This is a genomic window from Pelomonas sp. Root1237 (genome assembly GCF_001425055.1).
Taxonomy (GTDB): Bacteria; Pseudomonadota; Gammaproteobacteria; order Burkholderiales; family Burkholderiaceae_C; genus Pelomonas.
This window is the reverse complement of the sequence record NZ_LMDK01000016.1, coordinates 637,196-660,320: the sequence shown is the minus strand read 5'-3', so window position 1 is coordinate 660,320 and position 23,125 is coordinate 637,196. Positions and strand designations below refer to the sequence as shown.

At 67.0% G+C, this 23,125-nt stretch carries 21 protein-coding genes; 9 read left to right on the top strand and 12 right to left on the bottom strand.

The features are described 5' to 3' along the window. From ASC91_RS15825 to ASC91_RS15800, 6 genes are all read right to left on the bottom strand, one after another. Entirely contained in the window at window positions 1-1,113 is a 1,113-nt protein-coding gene (locus ASC91_RS15825; protein WP_056198377.1) for an EAL domain-containing protein, read from the bottom strand. Window positions 1,114-1,237: 124 nt separating this feature from the next. Beyond that, window positions 1,238-2,959: a bifunctional protein-serine/threonine kinase/phosphatase gene (locus ASC91_RS15820; RefSeq protein ID WP_056198374.1), complete on the bottom strand. Its 1,722-nt coding sequence runs from the start codon at window positions 2,957-2,959 to the stop codon at window positions 1,238-1,240. A 139-nt stretch (window positions 2,960-3,098) separates the two neighbouring features. Continuing rightward, complete coding sequence (locus ASC91_RS15815) at window positions 3,099-3,911, bottom strand: formate/nitrite transporter family protein (protein ID WP_056198371.1); 813 nt, start codon at window positions 3,909-3,911, stop codon at window positions 3,099-3,101. Window positions 3,912-3,941: 30 nt separating this feature from the next. Beyond that, window positions 3,942-4,265, bottom strand: coding sequence for a nitrite reductase small subunit NirD (nirD, locus tag ASC91_RS15810; protein ID WP_056198369.1), 324 nt, complete (start codon window positions 4,263-4,265; stop codon window positions 3,942-3,944). Window positions 4,266-4,278: 13 nt separating this feature from the next. Next, window positions 4,279-6,807: a nitrite reductase large subunit NirB gene (nirB, locus tag ASC91_RS15805; RefSeq protein ID WP_056198366.1), complete on the bottom strand. Its 2,529-nt coding sequence runs from the start codon at window positions 6,805-6,807 to the stop codon at window positions 4,279-4,281. Between the two features lie 297 nt (window positions 6,808-7,104). Beyond that, window positions 7,105-8,061 (bottom strand): MBL fold metallo-hydrolase, encoded by a 957-nt coding sequence (locus tag ASC91_RS15800; protein ID WP_056198363.1) that lies wholly within the window; start codon window positions 8,059-8,061, stop codon window positions 7,105-7,107. Between the two features lie 49 nt (window positions 8,062-8,110). Here ASC91_RS15800 and def point away from each other — a divergent pair, with 49 nt between their 5' ends. Together def and ASC91_RS29450 are read left to right on the top strand one after the other, a co-directional pair. Continuing rightward, window positions 8,111-8,650: a peptide deformylase gene (gene def / locus ASC91_RS15795; RefSeq protein WP_082532714.1), complete on the top strand. Its 540-nt coding sequence runs from the start codon at window positions 8,111-8,113 to the stop codon at window positions 8,648-8,650. Window positions 8,651-8,727: 77 nt separating this feature from the next. After that, on the top strand, window positions 8,728-10,764 hold the full coding sequence (locus tag ASC91_RS29450) for a DUF6600 domain-containing protein (protein ID WP_056198355.1): 2,037 nt from the start codon (window positions 8,728-8,730) through the stop codon (window positions 10,762-10,764). A 22-nt stretch (window positions 10,765-10,786) separates the two neighbouring features. Here ASC91_RS29450 and ASC91_RS15785 read toward each other — a convergent pair whose 3' ends face one another. Then, window positions 10,787-11,440: an arylesterase gene (locus ASC91_RS15785; protein ID WP_056198352.1), complete on the bottom strand. Its 654-nt coding sequence runs from the start codon at window positions 11,438-11,440 to the stop codon at window positions 10,787-10,789. Between ASC91_RS15785 and ASC91_RS15780 the strand changes: the two genes are divergently transcribed. Then, complete coding sequence (locus ASC91_RS15780; protein WP_056198349.1) at window positions 11,439-12,110, top strand: ABC transporter ATP-binding protein; 672 nt, start codon at window positions 11,439-11,441, stop codon at window positions 12,108-12,110. The genes ASC91_RS15785 and ASC91_RS15780 overlap by 2 nt on opposite strands. A 146-nt stretch (window positions 12,111-12,256) precedes the next feature. On the opposite strand, the gene ASC91_RS15775 is transcribed toward ASC91_RS15780, so the two are convergent. The 5 genes from ASC91_RS15775 to msrB all read right to left on the bottom strand — a co-directional run bounded on the left by ASC91_RS15775 (window position 12,257) and on the right by msrB (window position 15,749). Then, window positions 12,257-13,486 carry a cystathionine gamma-synthase family protein gene (locus tag ASC91_RS15775; protein WP_056198345.1) on the bottom strand — a complete coding sequence of 410 codons (1,230 nt, stop codon included), beginning with the start codon at window positions 13,484-13,486 and terminating at the stop codon, window positions 12,257-12,259. 69 nt (window positions 13,487-13,555) lie between these two features. Next, window positions 13,556-14,359: a peptidylprolyl isomerase gene (locus ASC91_RS15770; protein ID WP_056198343.1), complete on the bottom strand. Its 804-nt coding sequence runs from the start codon at window positions 14,357-14,359 to the stop codon at window positions 13,556-13,558. Window positions 14,360-14,437: 78 nt separating this feature from the next. Continuing rightward, on the bottom strand, window positions 14,438-14,698 hold the full coding sequence (locus ASC91_RS15765; protein ID WP_056198339.1) for a BolA family transcriptional regulator: 261 nt from the start codon (window positions 14,696-14,698) through the stop codon (window positions 14,438-14,440). Next, window positions 14,695-15,327, bottom strand: a complete 633-nt coding sequence (locus ASC91_RS15760; protein ID WP_056198336.1) for a septation protein A — start codon at window positions 15,325-15,327, stop codon at window positions 14,695-14,697. The genes ASC91_RS15765 and ASC91_RS15760 overlap by 4 nt, the downstream gene beginning before the upstream one ends. Beyond that, window positions 15,324-15,749 carry a peptide-methionine (R)-S-oxide reductase MsrB gene (msrB, locus tag ASC91_RS15755; protein ID WP_056198333.1) on the bottom strand — a complete coding sequence of 142 codons (426 nt, stop codon included), beginning with the start codon at window positions 15,747-15,749 and terminating at the stop codon, window positions 15,324-15,326. Before msrB ends, ASC91_RS15760 begins: the two co-directional genes overlap by 4 nt. Before the next feature lie 500 nt (window positions 15,750-16,249). Here msrB and ASC91_RS15750 point away from each other — a divergent pair, with 500 nt between their 5' ends. From ASC91_RS15750 to ASC91_RS15725, 6 genes are all read left to right on the top strand, one after another. Further along, complete coding sequence (locus ASC91_RS15750; protein WP_056198330.1) at window positions 16,250-17,896, top strand: 3-(methylthio)propionyl-CoA ligase; 1,647 nt, start codon at window positions 16,250-16,252, stop codon at window positions 17,894-17,896. Between the two features lie 93 nt (window positions 17,897-17,989). Next, window positions 17,990-19,246, top strand: a complete 1,257-nt coding sequence (locus tag ASC91_RS15745) for a branched-chain amino acid ABC transporter substrate-binding protein (protein WP_056198327.1) — start codon at window positions 17,990-17,992, stop codon at window positions 19,244-19,246. Between the two features lie 133 nt (window positions 19,247-19,379). Continuing rightward, window positions 19,380-20,339: a branched-chain amino acid ABC transporter permease gene (locus ASC91_RS15740; RefSeq protein ID WP_235532019.1), complete on the top strand. Its 960-nt coding sequence runs from the start codon at window positions 19,380-19,382 to the stop codon at window positions 20,337-20,339. 4 nt (window positions 20,340-20,343) lie between these two features. Continuing rightward, entirely contained in the window at window positions 20,344-21,642 is a 1,299-nt protein-coding gene (locus ASC91_RS15735) for a branched-chain amino acid ABC transporter permease (protein ID WP_056198322.1), read from the top strand. Beyond that, window positions 21,639-22,409, top strand: coding sequence for an ABC transporter ATP-binding protein (locus tag ASC91_RS15730; RefSeq protein ID WP_056198319.1), 771 nt, complete (start codon window positions 21,639-21,641; stop codon window positions 22,407-22,409). Before ASC91_RS15735 ends, ASC91_RS15730 begins: the two co-directional genes overlap by 4 nt. After that, a complete protein-coding gene (locus ASC91_RS15725) occupies window positions 22,406-23,116 on the top strand; it encodes an ABC transporter ATP-binding protein (protein WP_394326324.1) in 711 nt (236 codons plus the stop codon). Before ASC91_RS15730 ends, ASC91_RS15725 begins: the two co-directional genes overlap by 4 nt. Window positions 23,117-23,125: the final 9 nt, after the last annotated feature.

The following is a 23,125-nucleotide window of genomic DNA, read 5'->3' as shown; positions in this document are numbered from 1 at the left end:
CTACAGCGTGTCCACCATGATCGGCCTGCCGGTCAGATAGCCCTGGATCAGGCGAAAGCCCATCTCACGGCAGACCTGGGCCTCGGCCTCCTGTTCGACGCCTTCGGCCAAGGGCACCGAGCCCAGCTCCAGCACCATGCGCACCAGGTCGCGCACCATGCGTTGCTTGCGCTCGCTGGCCTCATGCAGGTTGCGCACGATGCCCATGTCGAACTTGACGAAGTGCGCCGGCACCTCGGCCAGCTCGTTCAGCCTTGCCTGGCCGGCGCCGAAGTCGTCGTAGGCGAATTCCACGCCGATGCCGTTCAGGCGCTCGGCCAGCTCGCGCATGCGGTCGACTTCGACCACAGCGCTTTCGTGCACCTCCACCACCAGCTGTGGCCGCGTGGGCAGGGCCAGCAGCCCCTGCAGGGCCTGGAAGAACTCTTCCGAGAAGGTCTCGCTCGGATGGGCGTTGACGAAGACGCGCATCCCCTGCGCCTTGGGTGCCAGCGCCGCTACGCCATGGGAGCGGAACGCTTCGCTCAACTCGGCCTCGCGCCGCAGCGTGGCGGCCATCCGGAACAGGTGCATCGGCGAGCCGGGCAGCTCAGGGTGCGTGCAGCGGCCCAGTAGCTCGTAGGCGAACAGCCCGCCCGTGCGCGCGTCGACGATGGGTTGCGCCGCTGCTGTCAGGCCTCGGCCGGCCAGGAACTCCAGGAACTGCGCCTCCAGGCGCACGAAGTTCTGGCTGAGGGGGTTCATGCCCGGTGAGACCACCATCGTGCGCATGGGCAGCGGGCCCGCCACGGTGGCCGCAGCAAGCGTCTCGTCGTGGGTCAGGCGGAACTCGGCGGTGCAGAAATGGATGATGTCGTTCGGTGCCAGCTGCCGCGGGCCCACCAGGCGCTCGTGGTTCACGAAAGTGCCGTTGGTGCTGCCCAGGTCGACCACCAGCAGGCCGCCCGCCTCGTCGGCCTGCAGTTCGGCATGCCGTCGAGACAGCCCCTGCGCCTCGATGGTCAGGTCATTGCCGGCATCGCGACCCACGCTGAACGGCAACCGGTCGATGCGATGCGTGACGCGCGATCCATCGGCGGCCACGCTCTCCAGAAACCACGGCGTACTGCCCATTCAAGCCCCTCCACGCTCCTACCGCCAACCTGCGGCGTACACACTTTCGGCGCGTGCTGCGGAATGAGCACATTCTGAAACACATTCACTGGGCAGGAGCACCGGTCCTTCCCTCGGTTGGGGGTCAGCTGCCGCTCAGCCTCAATCCCAGCAACACCAGCGTCGCCAGGCCGAAAACCAGCGTCAGCACGCGCCAGAACAGCAGCGGATGGCGCTGCTGCAGCGGCGTGCGGTCCCGGCTCATGAATTCGGGGCCGGGTGCATAAAGGTCATGCGCCAGCTCTGACAGTGCCTGCTGACGCCGTGAGGGTTGGGGATGCAAGGCCTTGCGCAGCACGCGGTCCAGCCAGTCGGGCAGGTCGGGGCGCCGGGTGCGCAGCGGCACGTATTGCAGCTTGTGCAGGTCACGGGGGCCACGCACCTGGGGCACCTGCAGGCCGTAGGGCAGGGCGCCGGTCAGCATCTGGTAGGCCAGCACGGCCAGCGAGAACAGCTCGGACACCTGCGTGCCGCCGTCGCCGGTGAAGTATTCCGGCGCGGTGTACTGCAGGCTGCCGGCGATGTCGGTGGCGCGCGCATCGCCCAGGCCCTCGTTCAGGCCCGCCACATGGGCCGAGGCGAGGTCGATGAGGATGACAGTGCCCTGGCGGTCGATCATCAGGTTCTCGGGCCGCAGGTCCTGGTGCAGCATTTCCTTGCGATGCAGGGCTTGCAGGCCACGGGCGATCTGGTCGACGAGCTGGCGCACCTCGTCGAGCCCAGGCTTCGGGTGATCGGTCATCCACTGGGCCAGGGTCTGGCCGGTGATGAACTCCATCGCGGTGAAGAGGTGCTCGCGGCGCTTCTCGGCCGGCGCGGCCTTGATGACGTGCGGGCTGTCGACGCGCCGCGCCACCCACTCCTCGATCGCGAAGCGGTCCAGGGCCCGGCTGTCGGTGCCCATCTCGGCGGAGGGCAGCTTGAGCGCCCATTCGCGCTCCTGGGCATCGACGGCCAGCACGACCTGGCTCCTTGCGCTCGCATAGAGCTCACGAATGACGCGGTAGCCCTCGAACTCCATGCGTGGGGCCAACCGTGGCGGCAGGCGCAGGCGCTCCCGCTGCACGGGCGGCGCGAGCTGATCGGGCAGGGATTCAACGCGCGCCAGCATGACGGTGGCGTTGTCCTGGCTGCCCCGCGCCAGCGCCACGGCCACGAGGGCCTGGGCGGCGGCCTGCAGCTCGGCGCCGTGGCGGCTGACGGTGCTGACGACGAGCGCCGGGTCCAGGTGCTCGTAGGCGCCGTCGGTGGCCAGCAGATAGGTCTCGCCGACTTCGGTGGGCCAGCAGGCGTGGTCGATCTCGAGATGCGGGCTGATGCCCAGTGCCCGGCCCAGATAGGTCTGGCCGCCGTCCAGGCGCACGCGGTGGTCGTGGCTCAGCTGCTCCAGCGCGGTGGGATGGATGCGGTAGGCGCGCGTGTCGCCCACATGCAGCAGATGCACCTCGCGGCCCTTGAAGACCAGGGCGCTGAAGGTGCAGACATGGCCGCGGTCCTTGTCGAAGCGGCCTTCGCCGAGCTGCGTCTGGGCGTGCAGCCAGCCGTTGGTGGCGGCCAGCACGCATTGGGCGGCGCGGCGCACTGTCCAGGCCTCGGAGGTGCCGTAGTAGTCCTCCAGGAAGCCGCGCACCGCCGCCGCGCTGGCGATCTGGCTGACGGGGCTGCTGCTGATGCCGTCGGCAATCGCCAGCGCAATGCCGCGCGAGCGGCGCTGCGCGTCGGTCGGCAGGGCTGCGCCGTGGAAGTCCTGGTTCAGCGGCTTGACGCCGGCCTCGGAGTGCTGGCCGACTGCGACCCGTAGAGTCATGCAATGACACCGGAGCGTTTCGGGCCGAGCGCCGGGCCGCTCCCAAGCCGGCCCGCTTTGGCGATGTGCTTGCGGCTCGATGCCGCAAGCATCGCCGTCCCCTCGGGGGACCGGCCAAGGTACTCCTTGGACGAGGGGCTCACACGATCACGCGTTTGGGAGCGGTCTTGTAGTGCGTCGAGTACAGCGACAAGCCGACGAAGGTCAGGCCGCCGACCAGGTTGCCGACCACGGTGGGAATTTCGTTCCAGATCAGGTAATCCATGATCGTGAACTTGCCGCCCAGCATCAGGCCCGAGGGGAACAGGAACATGTTGACGATGCTGTGCTCGAAACCCATGTAGAAGAACACCATGATGGGCATCCACATGCCGATGGCCTTGCCTGAAACCGAGGTCGACATCATCGCCGCGACCACGCCGGTGGACACCATCCAGTTGCACAGCACGCCACGGATGAAGAGGGTCAGCATGCCGGCAGCACCATGGGCCGCGTAGCCCACCGTGCGGCCTTCGCCGATGGTGCCGATCTTCTGTCCGACCGCGTTGGGCGCCTCGCTGAAGCCGAAGGTGAAGATGATGGCCATGAAGACGGCCACCGTCAGCGCCCCAGCGAAGTTGCCGAAGAAGACCAGCGTCCAGTTGCGCATGACACCGCCCCAGGTCGCGCCGGGCCGCTTGTCCAGCACGGCCAGCGGCACCAGCGTGAACACGCCGGTCAGCAGGTCGAAGCCCATCAGGTAGAGCAGGATGAAGCCGACCGGGAACAGCAGCGCGCCAACCAGCGGGTTGCCGGTGTTGACGCTGACCGTCACCGCGAAAGCCGCAGCCAGCGCCAGGATGGCGCCCGCCATGTAGGAGCGGATCAGCGTGTCGCGGGTGGACATCAGAAGCTTGGATTCACCGGCATCGACCATCTTGGTCACGAACTCGGTGGGTACGACGTAGGCCATGGTTTGTCTCCTCTTTCGCCAATCAAATAGTCAACGCAGCGCGACGAGCACGCGGCCGTCCTGCACCTGCACGGCATGGGCGCGCACCGACTGCTCGGGCGCTTCCAGGCACTCGCCGGTGTTCAGGTCGAAATGGTTCTTGTAGAGCGGCGACGCGACGACGATGCGCTCGCCCAGGTTGCCCACCAGGCCGCGGGCCAGCACGCTGGCGCCGGAGCGCGGGTCGATGTTGTCGATGGCGTGGAAGCTTTCCTGGCCGACGCGGAACACGGCCACGTGGTGGTCACCAACGCGAGCGGCCACGCCGGTGTTGGGCAGGATGTCGTCGACGCTGCAGATGGGGGTGTAGTTCATGTCGATTCCTTGATCAGGCCGTGGCTTCTTCTTCGCGCTCTTCGGCACGCGCCGGGCGGATCTGGCCGCGCTCTTCCACGAAGATGATTCGCTCGTCCGGCTTGTCGCTGTTGACGAAGGAGCGGAAGCGCTGGCGCACCTCGGGCGTCGTGACGGCCGTCTTCCATTCGCACTGGTAGGTGTCCACCACGGCCTGCATCTGCGCCTCCAGCTCGGCGGCGAGGCCCAGGCTGTCATTGATGACGACGTCCTTCAGGTAGTCCAGGCCACCTTCGAGGTTGTCGCGCCAGGTGCTGGTGCGCTGCAGGCGGTCGGCCGTGCGCACATAGAACATCAGGAAGCGGTCGATGTACTTAAGCAGGTCGGCCTTGCTCAGGTCGCTGGCGATCAGCTCGGCGTGGCGCGGCTTCATGCCGCCGTTGCCGCAGACGTAGAGGTTCCAGCCCTTTTCCGTCGCGATGATGCCGACGTCCTTGCCCTGGGCCTCGGCGCATTCCCGCGTGCAGCCGGAGACGCCGAACTTGATCTTGTGCGGCGCGCGCAGGCCCTTGTAGCGGTTCTCGATCTCGACGGCCAGGCCGACCGAGTCGTCGACGCCATAGCGGCACCAGGTGCTGCCCACGCAGCTCTTCACCGTGCGCAGCGACTTGCCGTAGGCATGGCCGCTCTCGAAGCCGGCGGCGATCAGCTCTTCCCAGATGAAGGGCAGCTGCTCGACGCGGGCGCCGAACATGTCGACGCGCGCGCCGCCGGTGATCTTGGTGTACAGGCCGTACTTCTTGGCCACCTGGCCGACGGCGATCAGGCCATCGGGCGTGACCTCGCCGCCCGGCATGCGCGGCACGACGGAGTAGCTGCCGTCCTTCTGGATGTTGCCGAGGTAGTAGTCGTTGCTGTCCTGCAGCGCGGCCAGCTTGGGCTCCAGCACGAACTCGTTCCAGCACGACGCGAAGATGCTGGCTGCCGCGGGCTTGCAGATGTCGCAGCCCAGGCCCTTGCCGTGCTTGGCCATCAGGTCGCTGAAGGTCTTGATGCCGCCCACGCGGATGAGGTGGTACAGCTCCTGGCGCGAATGCGGGAAGTGCTCGCAGATGTGGTTGTTCACGGCCATGCCGCGCTTGGCCATCTCGAACTTCATCACCTGGGTAACGAGCGGCACGCAGCCGCCGCAAGTCGCGCCGGCCTTGGTGCAGGCCTTGAGTGCGCCGATGGTGGTCGCACCGTCGCCGACGGCCGAGCAGATCTGGCCCTTGCTGACGTTGTTGCACGAGCACAGCTGGGCGCTGTCGGGCAGGGCGTCCGGGCCGATGCCGACCTTGGCCTTGCCGTCGCTGCTGGGCAGGATCAGGAACTCGGGGTCGGCCGGCAGCTTGATGCCGTTCAGCTGCATCTGCTGCAGCGTGCCGTACTCGGCGGCGTCGCCCACCAGCACGGCGCCGAGCAGCTTCTCACCGTCCTCGCTGACGACGATCTTCTTGTAGATCTGCTTGCGCTCGTCGACGTACTGGTAGCTGCGGCAGTTCGGCGTCTTGCCATGAGCGTCGCCGATGCTGGCCACGTCCACGCCCATCAGCTTGAGCTTGGTGGACAGGTCGGCGCCGGGGAAGGCGGCCTCGGCATCGCCCGCAATATGGCGGGCTGCCACACGGGCCATCTCATAGCCAGGGGCGACCAGGCCGTAGGTCTGCTCGTTCCAGGCCGCGACCTCGCCGACGGCGTAGACATTGCGGTCGCTGGTGCGGCAGTGGTCGTCGATGACGACGCCGCCGCGCGGGCCGATGGCCAGCACGCACTGGCGGGGCAGTTCGTCACGCGGGCGGATGCCGGCGGAGAACACGATCATGTCGGTCTCCAGCCAGGTGCCGTCGGCGAACACCATGCGGTGGCGGGCCATCGCGCCGTCGGTGATCTCCAGGGTGTTGCGGCCGGTGTGGACCTGCACGCCGAGGTCTTCGATCTTCTTGCGCAGCACGCGGCCGCCACCCTCGTCGATCTGCACGGCCATCAGGCGCGGTGCGAACTCGACGACGTGCGTCTCCAGGCCCATGTCGCGCAGTGCCTTGGCGCACTCCAGGCCCAGCAGGCCGCCGCCGATGACGACGCCGGTCTTGGAGACCGCGCCGCTGGCTTTCATGCCTTCCAGGTCTTCGATGGTGCGGTAGACGTGGCAATGCGGCCGATCGCGGCCGGGCACTGACGGCACGAAGGGGTAGGAGCCCGTGGCCAGCACCAGCTTGTCGTAGTGGACGACTTCGCCGTCGGCCAGCGTGATGGTGTGGTCGCGGCGCTCGATGGTCACGGCCTTGGCGGCCAGGCGCAGCTTGAAGCCGGGGTGGTTCTCGAAGAAGCCCTCGGGCACCAGGGACAGGTCCTCGGCCGATTTGCCCGAGAAGAATTCGGACAGGTGCACGCGGTCATAGGCCGGGCGCGGCTCCTCGCACAGCACCGTCACCTGCACGTCGGCGGCAGCGGGGCCCTCCGCGAGGGACTCGAGAAATTTCTGGCCCACCATTCCGTGGCCGATGAGGACGATGTGCTGCATGTGTGTTCAGGGCGAAGCAGGCTGCGCCGACGGGCTTGGAAAGGCCAGATCGGAGCCACCAGTAAGAAGGCCCCGAGAGCAGCGGTCTGCTCGGTCGGGGCCGGAAGATGAGGTTCGCCGCCTTTGGCGATGCTTCTGCGGAAGCAGAGGGCCGCGTCAGCGCAGCACCTCATCTCCTACGTCGCAAGGACCATGCCTGCGCCAGAAACGGGCATCGCCCATGAGCCGGCATGCACCACGCAGGGGTGGCACAGAGGCGGTGCGAGGCGACGCACCGCGGCGGGGCGCATCGCCCCGTCAGCGGGCCGGGCGGTCCAGCATCACCTCGAGGCCTTGCGCGTTCAGCTCGGCGTCCAGGGCCAGCCAGTCGGCGGCCTCGGCGTCAGCCGGGTGGCCGTGGCTGCGCAGGCGTGCGAGATAGCCATCCAGCAGGCCGGCCTTGAGCTGCTCGTGACGGCGCGGCGCGGCGCGCAGGGACTCGGCCAGCGCCACCATCTCGTCCACTTGCTCCAGCATCAGCGAGGCCAGGCGACGCACTTCGTCCACCGAGCCGCCGATGCAGCCGTAGTGGGTGACCTGCATTGCAAGCGGCTCGGCCGCCAGCAGCCGCGCGACGGTGGACTTGAGCGCTTCGGGCTCGAACTGCACCGGCGTGCTGGTCGGCAGGATCCAGGCGCGGCCGTCGACGTCGAAGGCGCGGTAGGACAGGCCGAAGGTGTCGCCCGTGAACCAGCTGCGGCTCCTCTCGTCCCAGATCGCGTGGTGATGCCTGGCGTGGCCGGGGCTGTCGATGAGGCGCAGGGGCCGGCCGGCGAGGTGGATGACCTGCTCGTCATGGCTGGCCTCGGCGCGTTCAGCCGGCACGGGCACGAGCTTGCCGTAGCTGCGCTGCATCTCGGCCTCGCCGTAGACGGCGAGCGCTCCCAGCCATAGCGCCTTGGGGTCCACCATGTGGCGCAGCCCACGCGGGTGCACCAAGGCGCGGGCCTGGGGCAGGGCCTCCATCAGCAGGCCCACGCCACCGGCATGGTCGAGGTGGACGTGGGTCGGGATCACCCAGTCCACTGCCTCCGGTGACAGCCCCAGCGCGTTCAATGCCGCCAGCAAGCGCGGCACGGCATGGTTGGTGCCGGTATCGATGAAGGCGGCGCGGCCGTTCTCGACCATCAGATAGGCGGCATCGAAGCGCGGGCGCTGGAAGCCGGTGTCGATGGCGTAGATGCCGTGGCCGAGGTCTTCGATGAAGTCAAGCATGAACGGGGCTTCCTAGAATCACCGATCACGATAGCCCAAGGAGGCCGCAGTGGCGGTGCACGAGATTTTGAAGATGGGCGACCCGCGCTTGCTGCGCGTGGCCCAACCGGTCACCGCCTTCGGCACGCCGGAGCTGAAAGCGCTGATCGCCGACATGTTCGAAACCATGGCCGCCGCCAATGGCGCGGGTTTGGCGGCGCCGCAGATCGGCGTGGACCTGCGCCTGGTCATCTTTGGCTACACGAAGAATGTGCGCTACCCGGATGCCCCGCCGGTGCCGCCCACCGTATTGATCAATCCGCAGATCGAAGTGCTGGACGGCGGGCGCACCGAGGGTTGGGAGGGCTGCCTGTCGGTGCCGGGGCTGCGCGGCGTCGTCGAGCGCGATGAACGCATCCGCTACACCGGCTTCGATGCCGATGGTGCGGTGATCGACCGCATCGCCGAGGGTTTCCATGCCCGCGTTGTGCAGCATGAGTGCGACCATCTGGATGGCACCCTCTACCCGATGCGGATCAAGGACTTCACTCGCTTCGGCTTCACGTCCGTGCTCTTCCCGGAGCTCGACCCCGCGTCCGACGACGATTGAGAGATGGAAACACTTGTAAGTGCGGTGCACCGCACCCGGAGCTTGTGCGTTGCGCAGGCGCAAAGGAGCATTGGCTCATGACCACGTCCATCGAATCCAAGCTTGTCCTGAAGCGCAACAGCTGGCGCATGCTGGCTCTGGCGCTGTTCATTGCGATCGCGCCTGCCGTCAAGGCACAGGACGCCGACCGTGATCCTCCGACCCGCGCGGCCCGAGTCGTCGACGTTGTCGGCGATGCCTGGCTGTTCGACCACGACACCCGCGAATGGACGCGGCTGTTGCGCAACCAGACCGTCGGCGAGGGCGATCGCGTGCGCACCGACGACCGCGCCCGCATCAGTTTGCGTTCCGGCTCGACGTCAATCTGGGTTGACGAACGCAGCGACCTGGAGCTGAGCCAGCTCGATGAGGGCCAGACACTGCTGCAGATTGACCGCGGCGACGTTGCCGTGCGCCTGCGCAACTCCGAGAACGCCGCCGAAACCCGGCTGCGCACCCGTGAGGGTACGGCGCAGCCCGAGCGCGAGGGCCTCTACCGCGTGGAGCAACTCGACCGCGGCAGCAAGGCCTATGTCTGGCAGGGGCGCCTGCGATTTGAATGGGCTCGCGCCGCCTCGCCCGTGACGCTGGGCACCGGCGAGCAGGCCGAATTCTGGTGGCCCGACGGTCCCCGCGCCGAGCGCAGCCCGCTGTTCAGCGACGGCTTTGGCGACTGGGTGCTGGCCGAAAGCCGCGAGGAAGGTGACCGCCCCGTCGCGCGCTACGTGTCTCCCGAGATGACCGGCGCCGAGGACCTGGACCGTTATGGCCGCTGGGAGACGGCGCCTGAGTACGGCACGGTCTGGATTCCGACGACCGTTGCCGTCGCGGACTGGGCGCCCTACCGCTATGGCCGTTGGACCTGGTCGCGTCATTGGGGCTGGACCTGGGTGGACGACGCGCCCTGGGGCTTCGCGCCCTTCCACTATGGCCGCTGGGTCAGCTGGGGCGGGCGCTGGTGCTGGACGCCGGGCGCCTATGTGCACCGCCCGGTCTATGCACCGGCCCTGGTGGGCTGGGTCGGCAGTGGCTCCGTCAGCATCGGCATCAGCGTGGGCAGCCGCCCGCCGCCGCCACGCTTTGGCTGGTACCCGCTGGCACCGCGTGAGGTCTATGTGCCGGCCTACCACCACAGCCCGCGCTATGTGAACCGCGTCAACGATCCGCGCGACGTGCGCGACCCCGTCACCGTGCGGCGCCCGCACCGATACCGCGATGCACCGGCGGCCGTCAGCACCTTGCCCGCCCCCGGCGCGGCCATCCAGCCGCTGCCGGTGCGTGGCCCCGACCGTCGCCCCGAGCCGGGCTGGAACCGCCCGCTGCCGACAGCGCCGGGCCGTGGGGACCTGGCAGCCGTGCTGCCGGCGGCACCCACCCGGCCGCCGGAGACCGAACTCCCGCGCCGCAATCCCCGCGCGCCGGAGGCCAGTATGGGCTGGCGCAGCGAGGGCAACCAGCGGCCCCAGCGCCGCGATCAACGCGGTACTGACGTGCAGCCGCAGGTGCCTGTGCCTGCGGCGGCACAGCCGGCCGTTCCGGCCATCGCCCCTCAGCCTCAGGTTCCCCAGCAGCAGCGCCCCGGCGTCGAGCAGCCGCAGCGCAGTGGCGACAACATGCCTTGGCGCGCGCAGCAACAGCAGCAGCAGCAGCAGCAGCAACAGCAACAGCAACAGCAACAGCAGCAGCAGCAGCAGCAGCAGCAGCAACAGCAACAGCAACAGCAACAGCTGCAACGGGAAGCGCAGCAGCGCGATACGCAGCATCGCGAAGCCCAGCAACGTGAGGTTCAGCAGCGTCGCGAGGAGATCCAGCAGCGCGATACGCAGCATCGCGAAGCCCAACAGCGTGAGACGCAACAACGCGAGATGCAGCAGCGTCGCGAAGAGCAGCAACGCCGCATCTCCCAGCCCGAGCCGCAGCGCCAGATCGAGGTGCCACGCCCGCAGCCTCAGCCGCAACCGCAGGCGCAACCCCGCGCACAGCCGCGCGAAGAAGGCCCGAAGCGCGGCCGCCAGGACGGCGTGCCGACGCGCGGCGACAAGCAGCCGCGGGACCCCCAGCAGCAGGAGCGCTGAAGCCGCGGCTTGGTACGGCCGCCTAGAGCAGCGGCTTCAACGCCGGCCAGACGTTGTCCAGCATCAGCGGATGCGCCTTGGCCAGCGGGTGGATGCGGTCGCCCTGGAACCAGTCCATCGCGTCCGCCCGGTCCGCCACGCCTTTGAGCAGGAAGGGCACGAAGGCCGCGCGGGCCTGCCTGGCGACCTGCTCGAACAGGTCGGCAAACTCCTTGCCGTAGGCCGTGCCGTAGTTGGGTGGCACCTGCATGCCGGCGATCAGCAGCTTGGCGCCGCTCTCCTGGGCGGCCCGCGCCATGGCCAGCAGGTTGTCGCGCGTGCTCCCCAGCGGCAGGCCGCGCAGCGCGTCGTTGCCGCCCAGCTCGAGGATGACGATGGCCGGCTTGTGCGTGCGCAGTGCGGCTGGCAGCCGGCTGCGGCCACCTGCCGTGGTGTCGCCGCTGATGCTGGCGTTGACGACGCGGTAGGGCTTCTTCTGTTCGGCCAGGCGCTTCTGCAGAAGGGCCACCCAGCCGTCGCCGGCCTTGAGGCCGTATTCGGCGGACAGGCTGTCGCCGACGACCAGGATGACCGGTGCCTCGGCGGCCGCGGCCGCACCTGAGATCCCTGAAGAAAAGCCGGCGATCACCCCCAGGCTAAAGTGCGCCAACACCCATCGCCGCCGCAGTCCCGACATGCCCGAAGCCCTTGTTCAAGTTGACCAGATCACCAAGCGCGTGCGTGACGCGACCGGGGAGCTGACGATTCTGCATGACATCAGCTTCGAGCTGACTGCAAGGGAATCGGTGGCCATCGTCGGCGCTTCCGGCTCCGGCAAGAGCACGCTGCTGGCCATCCTCGCCGGCCTGGACACGCCCAGCGATGGCTCCGTCACGCTGCGCGGCCAGGATCTCTTCACGCTGGACGAGGACCAGCGCGCCGCCGTGCGCGCCCGCGAGCTGGGCTTTGTCTTCCAGAGCTTCCAGCTGCTGCCCAACCTGACGGCGCTGGAGAACGTCATGCTGCCGCTGGAGCTGCGCGGCGACCGCGACGCGCGCGAGCAGGCCGCCGCCATGCTCACGCGCGTGGGCCTGGGCGAGCGCCTGGGCCACTACCCGCGCGTGCTGTCGGGCGGCGAGCAGCAGCGCGTGGCGTTGGCTCGTGCCTTCGTGTTGCGCCCGGCGCTGCTGCTGGCCGACGAGCCGACGGGCAGCCTCGACTTCGCCACCGGCGCCTCGGTGATGGAGCTGATGTTCGAACTCAACCGCGAGGCCGGCACGACGCTGGTGCTCGTCACCCACGACCGGGAGATCGCCTCCCGGTGCGAGCGCCAGTTGCGCATCGAGGCCGGCCGCCTGGCGGCTTGAGCCCCTCGCCCGCTCCTGCCCCGCTGAACGCGGGCATGCCCGGTCGGTCCCCCGAGGGGACGGCGATGCTGCCCGGTTCGACCGGCCAGCACATCGCCAGACGGGCCGGCTAGGGAGCGGCCCGGCGCTCGGCCCGGCAAACGAAGTCAGTCAGCGAGCGCCTGGTCGAAGTCGGCGATCAGGTCTTCGGGCGCTTCCAGGCCCACTGACAGCCGAACCAGACCTTCTGCGATGCCCATGGCGGCTCGCGCCGCCTGGCCCATCTCCCAGAAGATGGTCGGCGCCACCGGGATGATCAATGTGCGTGTGTCAGCCAGGCCGGTGGCCTTGAGCGGCAGGCGCAGCCGGTTCAGCACCTCGACGAGGCGCTCGGGGTCGCGCAGCTCGAAGCTCAGCATCCACGAACCGCTGCCGAACCAGTCGCGCGCGCGGTCGTGCTCGGGATGGGTCTCGAGCATGGGGTAGTGCACCTGGGCTATGGCCGGGTGGGCGGCCAGGTGACGGGCCAGCGCGAGGGCCGTGTCGCTGCTGCGTTGCAGGCGCAGCGTCAGCGTCTCGGTGCCGACGAGGATGCGGTGGGCGGCCTCGCTGGACAGCGTGCCGCCCATGTCGCGCAAGCCCTTCTTGCGGATCTGCTGCAGGCCCCAGCCGCGCGCGTCGCCCTGGCGGTAGGCCGGGAAGATGTTCGGGTAGGTCGACCAGTCGAAGCAGCCGGTGTCGGTCACCGCACCGCCCAGGGCCTCGCCATGGCCGGCCAGGGTCTTGGTCTGGGAGTTCATCACCAGGCCGGCACCGAAGCGGCGCGGCTGGCACAGGGCCGGCGAGGTGACGGTGTTGTCGACGACGTAGAGCAGGCCGCGCTCACGGCACAGCGTGCCAATGCCTTCGAGGTCGGGAATGCGGGTGCTGGGGTTGGCGATGGTCTCGACGAAGACCAGCCGGGTCTCGGGCCGCAGCGCAGCCTGCACCGCGGCGGCCTCGCCGGCATCGACGCGGCTGACCGCGATGCCCAGGCCCTCCAGCGTCTGGAAGAGGCTGTTGGTGTTGCCGAAGACGCGGTTGCTGGTGACGAGGTGGTCGCCCGCCTTCAGCAGCGTCAGGAAGAGGGCGCTCAGGGCCGCCATGCCGGTGGCGAAGCTGACGGTGCCGATGCCGCCTTCCATCTCCGTGACAACCGCTTCGAGCGCGGCCGTCGTCGGTGTGCCCTGGCGGGCGTAGTTGAAACTGCCTTTGCTCTTGCCCTGGAAGACGGCGATCAGGTCCTCCACCTTCTCGTAGGCGTACTGCACGGAAGGATGGATGGGCGTATGGACGCCGCCGAACTGGCGGTCGGGGCCGCTGGCGTGGACGAGACGGGTGCTGAGGGCGTCGGGCATGGTTTATCGGGTCCAGATGGCAGAAGACCCGCCGTAGCGGGTCTTGCAACAAGTGATCGGCGGGCCGGCTTACTTGCTGAAGGTGTAGTCGGTCTTGGCCTTCTTGATCAGGCTGTCCTGGAACTCGGCCATCTTCTGCTGCTCGATGCGCTGCTTGATCTGGGCCTTGACGTCGTCGAAGGCCGGGAAGGTCGCGGGGCGGGTGTCTTCGAGCTTGATGATGTGATAGCCGAACTGGCTCTTGACCGGTTCCTGCGTCATCTCGCCCTTTTGCAGCGCCGTCATGGCCTTGCTGAATTCGGGCACGAAGTTGTTCGGGTTGGCGAAGTCCAGGTCGCCGCCCTTTTCCGCAGAGCCGGTGTCCTTGGAGTTCTTCTTGGCCAGTTCCTCGAAACTGGCGCCGCCCTTGATCTGGGCGATCAGGGCCTTGGCGTCCTCTTCCTTCTCGACCAGGATGTGGCGGGCGCGGTATTCGTTGCCGGTGTTGGCGGCCTTGAACTTGTCGTACTCGCCCTGGGCTTCGGCATCCGTAACCGGGTTCTTGGTCTTGAAGTCGTCCATCAGGCCGCGGATCAGCAGCATCTGACGGGCCAGGTCCATCTGGACCTTGTAGTCGGCGGTCTGCGGAACGCCGCGCTTCTCGGCTTCCTGCATGAAGATCTCGCGGCGCACGACCTCGTCCTTGACCTGGGCTTCCAGCTCTGGCGAACGCTGCTGCTGGCCGCTCTTGGTGACTTGCTGGATCAGCGTCTCGACGCGCGCCTTGGGCACGGGCTTGCCGTTGACGGTGGCGACGTTCTGCGCGACTGCAGCAGCCGGCAGCAGGGCCGAAATGGTGGCCGCGACGACGGCGGCGAGCGCAAACTTCTTCATGGGTGGGGGAATTTGATTCAGGCTAAAAAAATCGCGCCCGGTGCCGGGCGCGCGGTTCTTCAATCACGCACGATCTGATCAGTGTTCACCCGGGGCCCGGGCGTCGATCGCCAGCGCGTGGATGCCGCGCTGCATCAGGTCGGACAAACAATGATAAACGAGGCGGTGCCGGGCCAATCTTTGCAGTCCGGTAAAGCGATCCGACACGACAGCCACGTGAAAGTGGCCGCCCTCGCGGGCACCGGCGTGGCCGGCGTGCTGGGCGCTGTCGTCGCGGATGCTGAGTTCCAGTGGCGCCAGCTCCGCGCGCAGGCGGGCCTCTATCTCTGCGCTGATCATGGCTTGCTGTCCTCTTCCGGCGGCAGGTGCTTGCTGAGATACAGGCCTTGGGCGAGTGTGAACAGCACGATGAGGCCCGTCACGCCAAAGACCTTGAAGTTGGCCCAGGCCGACGTCGAGAAGTGGTAAGCCACATAGAGGTTGAGCACGCCCATCGCGGCGAAGAACAGCACCCAGGCGCGGTTCAGCTTGAGCCAGATCAGGTCGGGCAGGGCGAGTTCGCTGCCGAGCATGGACTGGATCAGGTTCTTGCCGAACGCTGCCTGCGAGATCCACAGCGTCAGCGCCATGGCGCAGTACAGGCCGGTGGGCTTCCACTTGATGAAGGTCTCGTTGTGGAACCAGATCGTGGCACCGCCCAGAGTCACGACCAGCACGAGGCTGATCCACAGCATCAGATCGATCTTCTTGCCGCGCAGCTTCAGGATGGCCGCCTGCGCCAGCGTGGCGATCATGACGACCAGCGTGGCCAGCAGAACCGGCGCTTCCTGGGCGCCGACAACGCCGCCGGAGACCAGGAAGCCGAAATGCTCGGTCGAGAACGCTGCCGCTGCATCGGCGTGCCCTTCAGCGCCTTTGAAGACGATGAAGAAAAGGATCAGCGGAAGAAAGTCGAGCAGCAGTTTCATGCGCCGGGATTGTCTTTCACGAAATCGATGGAGGCGGAGTTGATGCAGTAACGCTCACCCGTCGGCTCGGGGCCGTCCGGGAAGACGTGTCCCAGATGCGAGCCACATTTGTTGCAGCGGACCTCGACCCGCACCATGCCGTGGCTGCTGTCGACGATGCGCTCGATGACTTCGCTGTTGACCGGGGCCCAGTAGCTCGGCCAGCCGCAGCCGGCGTCGAACTTGGTGTCGGACTCGAACAGCGGCGTGCCGCAGCCGATGCAGTTGTAGTGGCCGTCCTTGAAGTGATCCCAGTACTTGCCGCTGAAGGCGCGTTCCGTCCCCGCATGGCGGGCGACCTGGTACTGCGTGGCGTCGAGTTGCTCGCGCCATTCGGCATCGGTCTTCTGGACGGGGTAGGTCTTGCTGGAATCGTGGCTCATGATGAAAAGGACACTTCGGGGCTTGGGGCCCGGTCAGGCGGCAGGGCCGCGTCGCCGGGAAGAGCGGGTTCGTCGAACGGGCGACTCAGAACTTTCATCAGCCGGCCAGTTTAGTGAGAGGGCCGAAGGCCTCGCTCACCCGGGTGTTTCCCCGGGGTGCAAGGGTCGCGGTTGTGACGTTCAGGTGTTGGACCCGGGGGCTAGACTGGCCGGAACCTGTTCGCAGTCTCCCCATGGCGCCCGTTGCCCCGCAAAGGCAGTGGCTGCAAGACGCAAACCGCAGTCGGGCTGGTTGCCCGGCGAGGATTTGCAACGCCGCAGACGCTGCCTTTGCGGGGCAACCCGGAGGGCAAGGCAGCACAGGGCCGCACTCGGCGTTGCGCACCTGGGTCGGGCAAGAGCCCGACCGGCGGCGCGCGCCTTGATTGCGACCCTGTGCTGCCTTGCGGGCGCCATGGGGAGACTGCAAACAGGTTCTACAAGACCGCCAGGAGACAACCATGGCATTGATGGGCCGGATGATGTCGGATCCGCTGCTGATCTCGTCGCTGCTGAAGCACGCCGAGCGGCATTCGGGCGAGACCGAGATCGTCAGCAAGCGGGTCGAGGGCGACCTGCACCGCAGCAATTGGCGCGAGCTGGCGCGGCGTTCGCGCCAGGCCGCACAGGCTTTTGCACGCCTGGGTTGCGAGCCCGGCGACCGCGTCGCGACGCTGGCCTGGAATGGCCACCGCCACATGGAGATCTACTACGGCAGTTCGGGCTCCGCGCTGGTCTGCCACACGATCAACCCGCGCCTCTTCCCCGAGCAGATCGTCTGGATTGCCAACGACGCGCAGGACCGCATCCTCTGTTTTGACGCCACCTTCCTGCCGCTGGTCGAGAAGATTGCGCCGCTGCTGAAGAGCGTTCAGCACTTCGTGCTGATGACCTCGCGTGCCCACATGCCAGCAAGCAGTGGCATCCCGAACCTGCTGTGCTTTGACGACCTGCTGGCCGCCGAGACCGGCGACTACGCCTGGCCGCAGTTTGACGAGAACACCGCCTCCAGCATCTGTTACACGTCCGGCACCACCGGCAACCCCAAGGGCGCCATCTACAGCCACCGCTCGACGGTGCTGCATGCCTATGCCGCCGCGCTGCCGGACGCGATGGACTGCTCCAGCCGCGACGTCATCCTGCCCGTCGTGCCGATGTTCCATGTCAACGCCTGGGGCCTGCCGTACAGCGCGGCCATCGTCGGCTGCAAGTTCGTGCTGCCCGGGCCGCATCTGGACGGCAAGAGCCTGTATGAGCTGTTCGAGGGCGAGAAGGTGTCTTTCAGCGCCGGCGTGCCCACCGTCTGGCTGGGCCTGCTGAACTACGTCAAGGCCAACAACCTGAAGTTCTCGACCTTCAAGCGCACCGTCATCGGTGGCTCGGCCTGCCCGCCGGCGATGATGAAGTCGCTGCAGCAGGACTACGGTGTCGAGGTCATCCATGCCTGGGGCATGACCGAGATGTCGCCGCTGGGCACGCTGTCCAAGTTGACGACACGCCAGCTCGACCTGCCACCCGAACAGCAGCAGCGCCTGCTGGAGAAGCAGGGCCGCGTCATCTACGGCGTGGACATGGCCATCATCGACGACGAAGGCCGTTCGCTGCCCTGGGACGGCGTGAGCTCGGGCAATCTGGTCGTGCGTGGGCACTGGGTCATCGCCCGCTACTACAACCACGACGAATCCCCGCTGGTCAGTGTGGATGGCGAGCCAGGCTGGTTTCCGACCGGTGACGTGGCCACCATCGACGCCGACGGCTTCATGCAGATCACCGACCGCAGCAAGGACGTCATCAAGTCGGGCGGTGAGTGGATTTCCTCCATCGACCTCGAGAACATCGCGATGGCCCACCCGGCCGTGCACGAGGCCGCCGTTATCGCTGCCAGGCACCCCAAGTGGGACGAGCGGCCGCTGCTGGTCGTCGTGAAGAAGCCCGACGCGACATTGACGTGCGAAGAGTTGTTGGCCTTTTACGAGGGCCGCATCGCCAAGTGGCAGATCCCGGACGACGTTGTCTTCGTTTCCGAAATTCCGCATACGGCCACTGGCAAGGTGCAGAAGCTCAAGCTGCGCGACCAGTTCCTGAGCCACAAGCTCCCGACGGCATGAGCGCGATGACCGGTCAGGGGTAAGCCCGGGACTGCGGCGTGGCCGCGCTGGATTAACTTCCGTTCACATTCAGACCCACAACAGGAGACAAGCATGTTCGACATCACTTCGGCCCATGTCCCACGCCTAACGCGCGCATTCACGGCAGTCGCCGTGCTGGCCTTGGCGGCCGGGGCCGCCCAGGCGCAGAAGGGCGAGACAGTCAAGCTGGCCTATATCGACGCGTTGTCCGGGCTGATGGGCCCGGTGGGCCAGAACCAGGTCAAGACTTTCCAATTCCTCGGCGAGAAGACCAACAAGAGCAACCCCGCCGGCGTGAAGTTCGAGATCGTCACCTTCGACAACAAGTTGAGTCCCGCCGAATCGCTGAACCTGCTGAAGGCCGCGGCCGACCAGGGCATCCGCTACATCATGCAGGGCAATGGCTCCAGCGTGGCGCTGGCCCTGAGCGACGCCGTCAGCAAGCACAACGAGCGCAACCCGGGCAAGGAAATCCTCTACCTGAACTACTCGGCGGTCGATCCCGACCTGACCAACAGCAAGTGCAGCTACTGGCACTTCCGCTTCGACGCCGACACGTCGATGAAGATGGAAGCGCTGACGACCTTCATGAAGGACCAGGCCGACGTCAAGAAGGTCTTCCTGCTGAACCAGAACTATGCCCACGGCCACCAGGTCGCCAAGTACGCCAAGGAGATGCTGGCCCGCAAGCGCCCCGACGTGCAGATCGTCGGCGAGGACCTGCACCCGCTGGCCCAGGTGCGCGATTTCGCCCCCTATGTCGCCAAGATCAAGGCCAGCGGTGCCGACACTGTCATCACCGGTAACTGGGGCTCGGACCTAGCCCTGCTCGTCAAGGCCGCCAACGAGGCCGGCTACAACGGCAAGTTCTTCACCTACTACACCGGTGTGACCGGCACGCCGACGGCACTGGGCACCGGCGGCGCGGGCCGCGTCTTCCAGGTGGCCTACAGCCATTACAACCTGGGCGGCCAGGCGCAGAAGGACGCCGAGGAATACAACAAGAAGTTCAACGACGACATGTACACGCTCAGCGTGCAGCACATCTACTCGCTGCTGAGCCAGGCCATGGCCAACGCCAAGTCGACCGACCCGGTCAAGGTGGCCGCGGCGATGGAAGGTCTGACAGTCAAGAGCTTCAATGGTGAAGTGACGATGCGCAAGACCGACCACCAGCTGCAGCAGCCGCTGTTCATCTCGGTCTGGCAGAAGGCCGACGCCAAGTACCCCTACAGCCCCGAGAAGACCGGCATGACGCTGGCGCCGGTGAAGATGTACGACAGCTACGTGTCGTCGACGCCGACGTCCTGCCAAATGAAGAGGCCCTGAGCCCCTGGGTGCCTGACTCGACCGCGCCCCGCTCGCGAGCGGCGGCGCGATCCTCCTGACTTTGCCGGCCACCGCCTTGGATCAAGTCTTCATCAATCTGCTGAACGGCCTGTCGTCCGGCCTGCTGCTCTTCATGCTGAGCTCGGGCCTGACGCTGATCTTCAGCATGATGGGCGTGCTGAACTTCGCCCACGCCAGCTTCTACATGGTGGGCGCCTACATCGCCTATTCGCTGGTGGGCATCATGGGCTTCTGGCCGGCGCTGCTGTTCGCGCCGCTGGCCGTTGGCGTGCTGGGTGCAGGCTTCGAGAGGCTGGCGCTGCGGCGCGTGCACAAGTTCGGCCATGTGCCGGAGCTGCTGATCACTTTCGGTCTGTCCTATGTGGTGCTGGAACTGGTGCAGCTGATCTGGGGCCGCACGGCCGTGACGTTCACGCCGCCGGCGCTGCTGGAGGGGTCGGCCCTGACCATCGTTTCGCGCGCCCAGGAGGGCATGTCGCTGGTGCTGGGCAAGGCCTCGCCCGAGGTCTGCGCGGTGGCCAACTGCTCGACCTTCCCGGCCACCAAGGCCTTCATGATGTTGGTGGCCCTGCTGATGCTGCTGGCGCTGTGGCTGCTGCTGACACGGACCCGCGTGGGCCTGATCATCCAGGCCTCGCTGACGCATCCGGAGATGGTCGAGGCGCTCGGCCACAACGTGCCGCGCGTGCTGATGCTGGTGTTTGGCAGTGGCTGCGCGCTGGCAGGCCTGGCCGGCGTCATCGGCGGCATTACCTTCGTGACCGAGCCCAACATGGCGGCCTTCATCGGCGCCATCATCTTCGTCGTCGTGGTCGTCGGCGGCATCGGCTCGCTGGCGGGCGCCTTCGTCGGTTCCATCGTCGTGGGCCTGCTGCAGACGCTGCCCCTGACCATCAACGGCTCCCTCGCCACGCTGCTCGGCAGCCTCGGCTTCACCGTCACCCAGGCCACGCCGGGCTACCCGCTGCTGCGCCTGACGATGGCCGAGGTCGCGCCCATCCTGCCCTATCTGCTGATGGTGCTGATCCTGATCTTCCGGCCCAAGGGCCTGCTGGGCACGCGGGAAGACTGATCCGATGAGCAAGTCCAAGGATTTCCATTTCAAGCCCCACAACGTCGGGCGCTGGTTCGTCTGGGGTTTCTTCGCCCTCATCCTCTTCGTCGCCCCGCGCATCTGGACGACCGGCCTGGCGCAGACCATGCTGACGCAGATGGGCATCGGCGTCATCGCCTGCCTGGCCTACAACATCCTGCTGGGCCAAGGCGGCATGCTGAGCTTCGGCCACGCTGTCTACAGCGGCATGGGCGCCTTCCTCGCCATCCATGCACTGAACATGGCCGGCGCCGGCACGCTGGGCATTCCCGTCAGCCTGATCCCGCTGGTGGGCGGCTTGGCGGGCCTGGTCTGCGCGGCGCTGCTGGGCTACGTGTCGACGAAGAAGGCCGGCACGCCGTTCGCGATGATCACGCTCGGCATCGGCGAGCTGGTGTTCGCGCTGACGCTGATGCTGCCCGAGTTCTCGGGCGGCGAGGGCGGCGTGTCCAGCAACCGCGTCATCGGCAAGCCCTTCATGGGCATCAGCTTCGGCCCGCAGATCCAGGTTTACTACCTCGTCGCCGTCTACTGCTTCATCTGCACGGCGGCCATGTTCGCGCTGACGCGCACGCCGCTGGGCCGCATGCTGAACGCCGTGCGCGACAACCCCGAGCGTGTCGAGTTCGTCGGCTACGACACGCACTGGGTGCGCTTCATGGCCTTCGCCATCTCGGGCTTCTTCGCCGGCGTGGCGGGTGGCCTCGGGGCCATCAACGCCGAGATCGTCAACGGCAGCGACGTGCTGCACGCGGCGCGCTCGGGGGCCTACCTGCTGTTCACCTTCCTGGGCGGCGCGACCTTCTTCTTCGGTCCCATCATCGGTGCCGTGCTGATGGTCTTCTGCGGCGTGCTGCTGTCGGAGCTGACCAAGGCCTGGCTGCTGTACCTGGGCCTGATCTTCCTGTTCATGGTCATGTATGCACCGGGCGGCTTTGCCAGCCTCATCCTGATGAACCTGCGCGTGGCGGCCTTTGGCAAGTTGAAGAAGCTTTGGACCTCGTATCTCGCCCTGGCCGGCACGGCCCTCGCGGCCCTGGTCGGCGCGGCGACCATGATCGAGATGCTTTACCACCGCCAGCTCAATGAGGCGCTGGGCCCCGAGCTGCGCTTCATGGGCGCGACGCTGAACAGCGGCGGCCTGGACGCCTGGTTCGGCGCCGGCTTCCTCATCGTTGTCGGCGCGGCTCTCTTCGAACTGGTGCGCCGCCACTATGTGCACGAGTGGGGCGAGATCCAGGAAGACATCGAAAAAGAAATCAAGCGGAGGGAAGCGCTATGAGCTTTGCCCTCGAACTGCGCGACCTGCGCAAGAGCTTCGGCAAGAGCGAGATCATCCGCGGCGCCAACCTGGCCGTGCAGGCCGGCGAGCGCGTCGCCATCATCGGCCCCAACGGTGCGGGCAAGAGCACGCTGTTCAACCTGATCAGCGGCCGCTTTGCGCCGACCTCGGGCGAGATCCATCTGCATGGTCAGCGCATAGCCGGCAAGAAGCCCTACGAGATCAACCGTCTGGGCCTGTCGCGCAGCTTCCAGGTCTCCAACCTGTTCACGCGACTCTCGGTGTTCGAGAACATCCGCTGCGCCGTGCTGTGGAGCCTGGGCCACCGCTACGCCTTCTGGAAGTTCCTCGCCGACCTCGAGGATGCCAACGACCGCACCGAGCAGATCCTCGAGATGATCAAGCTCGACCGCAAGCGCGACGTGCTGGCCATGAACCTCACCTATGCCGAGGCGCGGGCGCTGGAGATCGGCATCACCATCGCCGGCGGCTCCAGCGTCATCCTGCTGGACGAACCCACGGCCGGCATGAGCAAGAGCGAGACCAAGCGCTTCATCCAGTTGATCCGCGACGTCACCGTTGGCAAGACCCTGCTGACCGTGGAGCACGACATGGGCGTCGTCTTCGGCCTCGCGGACAAGATCGCCGTGCTGGTCTATGGCGAGGTCATTGCCTTCGACACACCCGAGGCCGTGCGCGCGAATGCACGCGTGCAGGAGGCCTATCTGGGCTCGGTGCTTGCAGAAACTCAGGCGGCGGCGGCATGACCCAGCAGCGCATCCTCAAGCTGGACAACGTCCACGCCTTCTACGGCAAGAGCCATGTGCTGCATGGCGTCAGCATGGAAGTGAAGCCGGGGGAGATCGTCAGCCTGCTGGGCCGCAACGGCGCTGGGCGCTCCACGACGGTCAAGACCATCATGGGCCAGGTCGATGCCAAGGGCTCGGTGTGCTGGGGCGACACGGAGCTGGTGGGTCGCAAGGCCTACGAGATCGCCCACATGGGCCTGGGCTATGTGCCCGAGAACCGCGACATCTTCCCCAAGCTGACCGTGCACCAGAACCTGATGCTGGGGCAGAAATCCAAAGCCAAGAACCCGCGCTGGGGCTTCGAGGACATGTACAAAATGTTCCCGCGGCTGCGCGAGCGCCAGCACACCGAGGCCGGCGTGCTGTCCGGCGGCGAGCAGCAGATGCTGACACTCTGCCGCACGCTGATGGGTGACCCCGACCTCATCATGATCGACGAGCCCACCGAAGGCCTGGCACCCAAGATCGTCGAACTGGTGGCCGAGTACCTCAAGGAGCTGAAGAACCGCGGCATCGCCGTGCTGCTGGTCGAGCAGAAGCTGGCCATCGCGATGGAGATCTCCGAGCGCTGCTACGTGATGGGCCACGGCCGCATCGTCTTCGAGGGCTCGCCGGCGGACCTGCGCGCCAATGCCTACATCCGCAAGGAGTGGCTGGAAGTGTGAGGAGCGCTG

Bases quoted from the DNA above. Each gene is read 5' to 3' on its own strand.
- ASC91_RS15825 (WP_056198377.1), bottom strand. From the start codon at position 1,113: ATGGGCAGTACGCCGTGGTTTCTGGAGAGCGTGGCCGCCGATGGATCG.
- ASC91_RS15820 (WP_056198374.1), bottom strand. From the start codon at position 2,959: ATGACTCTACGGGTCGCAGTCGGCCAGCACTCCGAGGCCGGCGTCAAG.
- ASC91_RS15815 (WP_056198371.1), bottom strand. From the start codon at position 3,911: ATGGCCTACGTCGTACCCACCGAGTTCGTGACCAAGATGGTCGATGCC.
- nirD (WP_056198369.1), bottom strand. From the start codon at position 4,265: ATGAACTACACCCCCATCTGCAGCGTCGACGACATCCTGCCCAACACC.
- nirB (WP_056198366.1), bottom strand. From the start codon at position 6,807: ATGCAGCACATCGTCCTCATCGGCCACGGAATGGTGGGCCAGAAATTT.
- ASC91_RS15800 (WP_056198363.1), bottom strand. From the start codon at position 8,061: ATGCTTGACTTCATCGAAGACCTCGGCCACGGCATCTACGCCATCGAC.
- ASC91_RS29450 (WP_056198355.1), top strand. From the start codon at position 8,728: ATGACCACGTCCATCGAATCCAAGCTTGTCCTGAAGCGCAACAGCTGG.
- ASC91_RS15780 (WP_056198349.1), top strand. From the start codon at position 11,439: ATGCCCGAAGCCCTTGTTCAAGTTGACCAGATCACCAAGCGCGTGCGT.
- ASC91_RS15785 (WP_056198352.1), bottom strand. From the start codon at position 11,440: ATGTCGGGACTGCGGCGGCGATGGGTGTTGGCGCACTTTAGCCTGGGG.
- ASC91_RS15775 (WP_056198345.1), bottom strand. From the start codon at position 13,486: ATGCCCGACGCCCTCAGCACCCGTCTCGTCCACGCCAGCGGCCCCGAC.
- ASC91_RS15770 (WP_056198343.1), bottom strand. From the start codon at position 14,359: ATGAAGAAGTTTGCGCTCGCCGCCGTCGTCGCGGCCACCATTTCGGCC.
- ASC91_RS15765 (WP_056198339.1), bottom strand. From the start codon at position 14,698: ATGATCAGCGCAGAGATAGAGGCCCGCCTGCGCGCGGAGCTGGCGCCA.
- ASC91_RS15760 (WP_056198336.1), bottom strand. From the start codon at position 15,327: ATGAAACTGCTGCTCGACTTTCTTCCGCTGATCCTTTTCTTCATCGTC.
- msrB (WP_056198333.1), bottom strand. From the start codon at position 15,749: ATGAGCCACGATTCCAGCAAGACCTACCCCGTCCAGAAGACCGATGCC.
- ASC91_RS15750 (WP_056198330.1), top strand. From the start codon at position 16,250: ATGGCATTGATGGGCCGGATGATGTCGGATCCGCTGCTGATCTCGTCG.
- ASC91_RS15745 (WP_056198327.1), top strand. From the start codon at position 17,990: ATGTTCGACATCACTTCGGCCCATGTCCCACGCCTAACGCGCGCATTC.
- ASC91_RS15740 (WP_235532019.1), top strand. From the start codon at position 19,380: ATGCTGAGCTCGGGCCTGACGCTGATCTTCAGCATGATGGGCGTGCTG.
- ASC91_RS15735 (WP_056198322.1), top strand. From the start codon at position 20,344: ATGAGCAAGTCCAAGGATTTCCATTTCAAGCCCCACAACGTCGGGCGC.
- ASC91_RS15730 (WP_056198319.1), top strand. From the start codon at position 21,639: ATGAGCTTTGCCCTCGAACTGCGCGACCTGCGCAAGAGCTTCGGCAAG.
- ASC91_RS15725 (WP_394326324.1), top strand. From the start codon at position 22,406: ATGACCCAGCAGCGCATCCTCAAGCTGGACAACGTCCACGCCTTCTAC.